Origin of the sequence: Muriicola sp. (genome assembly GCF_049669965.1) — a bacterium.
Lineage (GTDB): Bacteria > Bacteroidota > Bacteroidia > Flavobacteriales > Flavobacteriaceae > Muriicola.
This window is the reverse complement of record NZ_JBATLB010000293.1, coordinates 1-5,944: the sequence shown is the minus strand read 5'-3', so window position 1 is coordinate 5,944 and position 5,944 is coordinate 1. Positions and strand designations below refer to the sequence as shown.

Annotated in this window: 5 protein-coding genes and 1 pseudogene; 3 read left to right on the top strand and 3 right to left on the bottom strand. The window is 41.8% G+C overall.

Going from position 1 to position 5,944, the window contains the following annotated elements; translation table 11 throughout:
• Positions 1 to 278, top strand: a pseudogene (locus tag WBM49_RS14310) (NADP-dependent phosphogluconate dehydrogenase); the annotation flags it as partial.
• 31 nt (positions 279 to 309) lie between these two features.
• Here the strand turns inward: WBM49_RS14310 and carB are convergent.
• Positions 310 to 3,162, bottom strand: a complete 2,853-nt coding sequence (gene carB, locus WBM49_RS14305; RefSeq protein WP_424372726.1) for a carbamoyl-phosphate synthase large subunit — start codon at positions 3,160 to 3,162, stop codon at positions 310 to 312.
• A gap of 92 nt (positions 3,163 to 3,254) precedes the next feature.
• A complete protein-coding gene (rpmH, locus tag WBM49_RS14300; RefSeq protein WP_424372725.1) occupies positions 3,255 to 3,413 on the bottom strand; it encodes a 50S ribosomal protein L34 in 159 nt (52 codons plus the stop codon).
• A gap of 114 nt (positions 3,414 to 3,527) precedes the next feature.
• On the opposite strand from rpmH, the gene WBM49_RS14295 reads away from it, so the two are divergent.
• Complete coding sequence (locus WBM49_RS14295; protein ID WP_424372724.1) at positions 3,528 to 4,457, top strand: DUF6263 family protein; 930 nt, start codon at positions 3,528 to 3,530, stop codon at positions 4,455 to 4,457.
• Between the two features lie 6 nt (positions 4,458 to 4,463).
• Positions 4,464 to 4,979 carry a DUF2892 domain-containing protein gene (locus tag WBM49_RS14290; RefSeq protein WP_424372723.1) on the top strand — a complete coding sequence of 172 codons (516 nt, stop codon included), beginning with the start codon at positions 4,464 to 4,466 and terminating at the stop codon, positions 4,977 to 4,979.
• A gap of 46 nt (positions 4,980 to 5,025) precedes the next feature.
• Here the strand turns inward: WBM49_RS14290 and WBM49_RS14285 are convergent.
• The coding region (locus tag WBM49_RS14285; protein WP_424372722.1) for a lytic transglycosylase domain-containing protein at positions 5,026 to 5,944 on the bottom strand (919 nt) is incomplete at its 5' end.

The window sequence follows — 5,944 nt, the reverse complement described above, 5'->3', positions numbered from 1 at the left end:
CTTTTCAAGGGAATAAACAACTTTCCAACCTTTTGTTAGATCCGGCTTTCTCTAAGGAGATCAAAGAAACACTAGATGCTGCCCGCCAATTAGTGTCTTATGGGGCACTCAACGGAATCCCATTACCGGGACTGTCTAATTCCCTTACTTATTTTGATGCCTATACTTCCGGGCGCCTGCCTTTAAACCTTATTCAGGCACAACGAGACTACTTCGGATCTCATACCTACGAAAGAACTGATAAGGATGGTATTTTCCATACGGAGTGGGAAGCCTAAGTGAATTCATCCCAATAGAAAAACTGTTTTCCTATTTGCTTAAATACATTTTCCTTCGGGTATACAGGTTGTAGAACTCATCGTCCTTCAGGCTGTCTATAAATAGTATACTCTCCCCGGTACTCTTCATTTCAGGGCCCAGGTTCTTATTGACATTGGGGAACTTATTAAAGGAGAATACCGGTTGTTTTATGGCATATCCTTCCAATTTTGGGTTAAAGGTGAAATCTTTGATCTTCTTCTCACCCAACATTACCTTGGTCGCAAAATTTACATAGGGTTCTCCATAGGCCTTCGAAATAAAAGGAACAGTACGGGAAGCTCTTGGGTTGGCCTCTATGATATACACTACATCGTCTTTAATGGCAAACTGTATATTGATAAGTCCAACTGTATTTAATGCCAAGGCGATCTTTTTTGTATGATCCTTGATCTGCTGCATTACAAATTCTCCCAGGTTAAACGGAGGCAGGGTAGCATTAGAATCTCCGGAATGGATCCCACAGGGTTCTATGTGCTCCATGATTCCAATAATATAGACCTCTTTCCCATCGCAGATGGCATCGGCTTCAGCTTCTATGGCACCATCCAGATAATGATCTAGCAGTAATTTGTTATTGGGGATCTTTTGGAGTAAGTCTACAACATGCGATTCCAATTCTTCCTTATTGATGACAATTTTCATTCCTTGTCCGCCTAAGACATAGGATGGACGCACCAATAGAGGGAAATTCAATTCTTTGGATAATTCAATGGCTTCGTCCGCGCTTTCGGCCACCCCAAATTCTGGATAAGGGATGTTGTTCTCTTTTAGCAATCTGGAAAAACTTCCGCGGTCCTCGGCGAGATCGAGCGACTTAAAGCTGGTTCCCATGATCTTGATGCCGTACTTGTCTAATTTTTCTGCTAGCTTAAGGGCCGTTTGGCCGCCTAATTGCACAATCACCCCTTCCGGTTTTTCGTGCAAAATGATATCGTAAATATGTTCCCAGAACACTGGCTCAAAATAGAGCTTGTCTGCCGTATCAAAGTCGGTTGAGACAGTTTCAGGGTTACAGTTGATCATAATGGTCTCATAGCCACACTCTGCGGCGGCCAGCACGCCGTGAACACAACAATAATCGAATTCTATCCCCTGCCCTATCCTATTGGGTCCGGAACCAAGGACCACTATCTTCTTCTTGTCGGTGACGATACTGTCGTTGGCTACAAACCTGTTTCCATCGGCCGTTTCAATTTGTTCCTCAAAGGTAGAATAGTAGTAAGGGGTCATTGCCTTAAATTCTGCGGCGCAGGTATCTACCAGTTTATAAACCCTGTTGATCCCAAGATCAGTTCGTTTTTTATGTACCTCACTCTCGTAACAGTCGAGCATATGCGCAATCTGCCTGTCTGCAAATCCCTTTTGTTTTGCTTCTAAAAGCAATTCTTTGGGCAGGTTCTCCACGGTGTACTTAGAAATTTCCTGTTCTAAAAAGTGCAGTTCCTCATACTGTTTTAAAAACCACATATCTATCTTGGTGATCTCGTGGATCCTGCTTAACGGAATCCCTAACTGAATAGCGTCATAGATCACAAAGACCCTGTCCCAGCTGGGGATGGTAAGTTTACTGATGATCTGTTCGTAATTGGTATACCCTTTTCCATCGGCTCCTAATCCATTACGTTTGATCTCCAGAGACTGGGTTGCCTTGTGTAATGCCTCCTGAAAGGACCGCCCAATGCCCATGACCTCTCCTACCGATTTCATCTGTAGTCCAAGTGTTCTGTCCGATCCTTCAAACTTGTCGAAATTCCATCGCGGGATCTTTACGATCACATAGTCTAGCGTTGGTTCGAACAAGGCAGAAGTAGATTTTGTTATTTGGTTCTCTAATTCATCCAGGGAGTACCCAATTGCCAGTTTAGCGGCGATCTTTGCGATAGGATATCCTGTTGCCTTGGAGGCAAGGGCCGATGAACGAGATACCCTTGGGTTGATCTCTATTGCAATGATGTCCTCTTTTTCATCAGGACTTACTGCAAATTGCACATTACACCCTCCGGCAAAATCTCCAATACTACGCATCATGTGTATCGCCATGTCCCGCATACGCTGAAAAGTTCTATCCGATAAGGTCATTGCAGGGGCCACGGTAATAGAATCCCCGGTGTGGATTCCCATCGGATCCATGTTTTCTATGGTACAAATAATTACAACATTGTCATTTTTGTCCCTGAGTAATTCTAATTCGTATTCTTTCCAGCCCATTAGTGCCTTGTCTATCATCACCTCGTGGATAGGAGATATTTCAAGACCTCTGCTTAGTAATTCGTCAAAATCTTCTGGTCTGTATACGATGGAAGCTCCCGCACCTCCCAGGGTATATGAAGCACGGATCACCAATGGAAAACCAAATTCCTGTGCAATTTCCTTTCCTTCAAGGAATGAGGTGGCTGTAGACTGAGGTGCCATTCCTATTCCTATCTCCAACATGAGTTTTCGGAATTTTTCCCTGTCTTCGGTGATATTGATGGCATCGATATCTACGCCAATGATCTTTACATTGAAATCTTCCCAAATGCCCTTATCTCCCGCCTCAATACAAAGGTTAAGCGCAGTCTGCCCACCCATGGTAGGCAGCACCGCATCTACATTAGGATGCTTTTTGAGAACCTCAATAATTGACTTAGTGGTTAAAGGGAGAAGATATATATGATCTGCCATGGAAGGATCGGTCATGATGGTGGCCGGATTGCTGTTGATCAGTATGGTTTCTATTCCGTCTTCCCGCAGTGACCGCAGGGCTTGGGAACCCGAATAATCAAATTCACAAGCTTGTCCTATAATGATGGGGCCAGAACCAATAATTAAAATAGATTTGAGGTCTTCTCTTTTTGGCATAACTTCCTTTTCTTTGCGTTTAGTACATATTTGATAAAAAAAAAGGTGCTACTTTAAAAAAGTAACACCTTGATATTGTTGATTTTCAGTCATTATTTTTTGTGTCTCGGCTCAGAGGAAACAGTCAGTTTTTTTCTTCCTTTAGCTCTTCTTCTAGCAAGAACCTTTCTTCCGTTGACCGAAGCCATACGCTCCCTAAAACCATGTTTATTCCTGCGCTTGCGTTTAGACGGTTGATATGTTCTTTTCATGCTATTTTTGTTTTGTAATTCGGGTAGTAAATACCGATTTAGTTTTCCAAAATCTGGGCGCAAATATACGAAGAGTTTTTGCTTTGCCAAATGGATTCGGAAAAATATTTTCGATTGTTTTTAGTACTTTTGCAGCATTCTATTGTTGTAGATCTCATGAAATTTAAAATTATAATCCTTACCCTCTTAGGTTTAGCCGTGTTTCCAAATATTCTGGCACAGGAAACACTGAAATACAATCTAAATAAAGGAGATGTGTTTCTTGTTAAACAAGTTGCCAGACAGGCTATTGTGCAGGAAATAGAGGGCGCTTCTCATGAAATTGTGAACGACATCAGCGGCGTAATGCAATTTAAAGTGGTCGATAAAAACGCAGATTCCTATGCCATAGACATCACCTTCGAGGATCTGATCATGACCATGACTTCCAGCATACAGGGAGTTTTAATGGACGTACACGCCAGGGAAGTTGATCCGGATAATATACAATCGCGGATCTTTAATAGTTTGTTAAACGTTCCAATTCACGTGGTACTTGCCCACAACGGAGATATCCTGGAAGTGCAGGGAGGAGATAGCCTGGTCGTAAAGATGACAGAAGCATCAGGACTTCAGGACGATTTTTCGTTGAATATGATGAGGGCATCACTAAAGAAAGAATTTGGATCCGAGGCCCTGTCAAACAGTTACAAGCAAATGACTTACATATATCCCGACAAAAGTATTAATGTCGGTGACACCTGGGAGAATATCTATACGGGCAAATTAACTGCTCAGAATGTCTGGAAATTAGATTCGGTCACTGGCCAGAACGCCAAAATAAGCGGGGTAGCAACTATTTTAATGGAAATAAAGGAACCGGCCACCACAATGATCTTAGATGGCACTCAGGATACTAGTATTACTACAGATCTACAGTCCGGATTTATCCTAAAAATGAAGGTAGAAGGGAATTCTAAGGGATATTCTACCATTACACAAATGGGCGACCAAAAGATCCCAACAACCATCTCATCTACAGTTACTTACGAATTAATTCAATAAGCATTTATGTTCAACAAAAATATTAAACTGGTCATTACAGCATTAATTGTTGCCTATGCAATCTATCAATTTGTGGAGGGTTCTATTGGGAACGGAATCTTTTTGATCTTGCTTTCCCTGATCTTTGTATTTCTGTATTTCAGAAATGAATTTATCCTACTTGCCTTTCTGAGAATGCGTAAACAGGATATGGCAGGAACCGAAAAGTGGTTAGAAAGGATAAAAAATCCCGAAGCCGCCCTTACCTCCAAACAACAAGGGTACTACAACTATCTCTTTGGGATTATCTACTCACAAAAAAACCTTACCCAGGCTGAAAAATATTTTAAAAAAGCTCTGAAACTTGGTTTAAATATGGATTACGATCTTGCCATGGCTAAATTGAGCCTTGCAGGGATAGCGATGCAAAAAAGAAGAAAGCGAGAGGCAACCACCTTGCTCCAGGAAGCCAAAAAGCTTGATAAAAACAATATGTTGACGGAGCAAATCAAAATGATGCAGCAACAAATGAAAAAGATCTGATAGTTTGCACCTCAGATCTTTGTTTTTTATTTAAACTTCAATTCTTTTATCGGGCAGTGGTATAGTATCCTTTATTAGGGATCTCTATGGTATATTTCTTACCTGAGGCATTGTTTAAATGAGGTTCGCGCAGCCACGGATTATGTCTTTTAAGGATCTTATAGTTGATCTCATAGTTCTTAGCGAAGGTAGCAAAGTCTTCAACAGGCTCATTGATAGATACTGTAAACGTAGGCACCGTTTCATACAGGTCCTTCTCCCCCAATTCAAAACCGTATTTTTCAGGATGTGAAAGAATCTCTTTGATGGCCATGATCCTGAAAACATAACGCCCGGTCTCATCTCCCAAAAGAAGATCGTAATAATCCGTTGCCTGTTGTATGCCCATATATTTGTTGATGGCCCCTGCACCGGCATTGTAGGAAGCTGCAGCAAGCGTCCAGCTGCCGTAACGTTCCTTATTCTTTTTCAGATAGTCGCATGCCACCTGAGTAGACAATGCGAGGTGATACCGCTCGTCTATATTCGAATTCACTTCCAGACCATATTCTTTCCCTGTGGCTTTCATGATCTGCCAGAATCCGGCTGCTCCTGCAGGAGAAACCACATTTTGTAGGCCACTTTCGGCAACGGCTAAATATTTAAAATCATCCGGAATGCCATTTTTAGCCAGAATAGGTTCTATGACCGGAAAAAATTTATTGGCTCGTTTCATCAGTAATACCGCATTAGACTGCCAATAGGTATTGACCAAAAATTCCCGGTCTATTCGCTCCATGATTTCAGGATCTTTTTGCGGCACAGATTCTCCTGCAAAATTCAAGTCTTTCGGAATTTCTATAGAAGTGATCCTGTATTCTTCTGCGACACTTTTATCGGTGTTAAGGTCAGAGGAGTCAACCTTAGCAGGGACAGAGGACAAATGACCCTGTTGTACTGAAAAAATAAGGGTACTTGCTATAAAA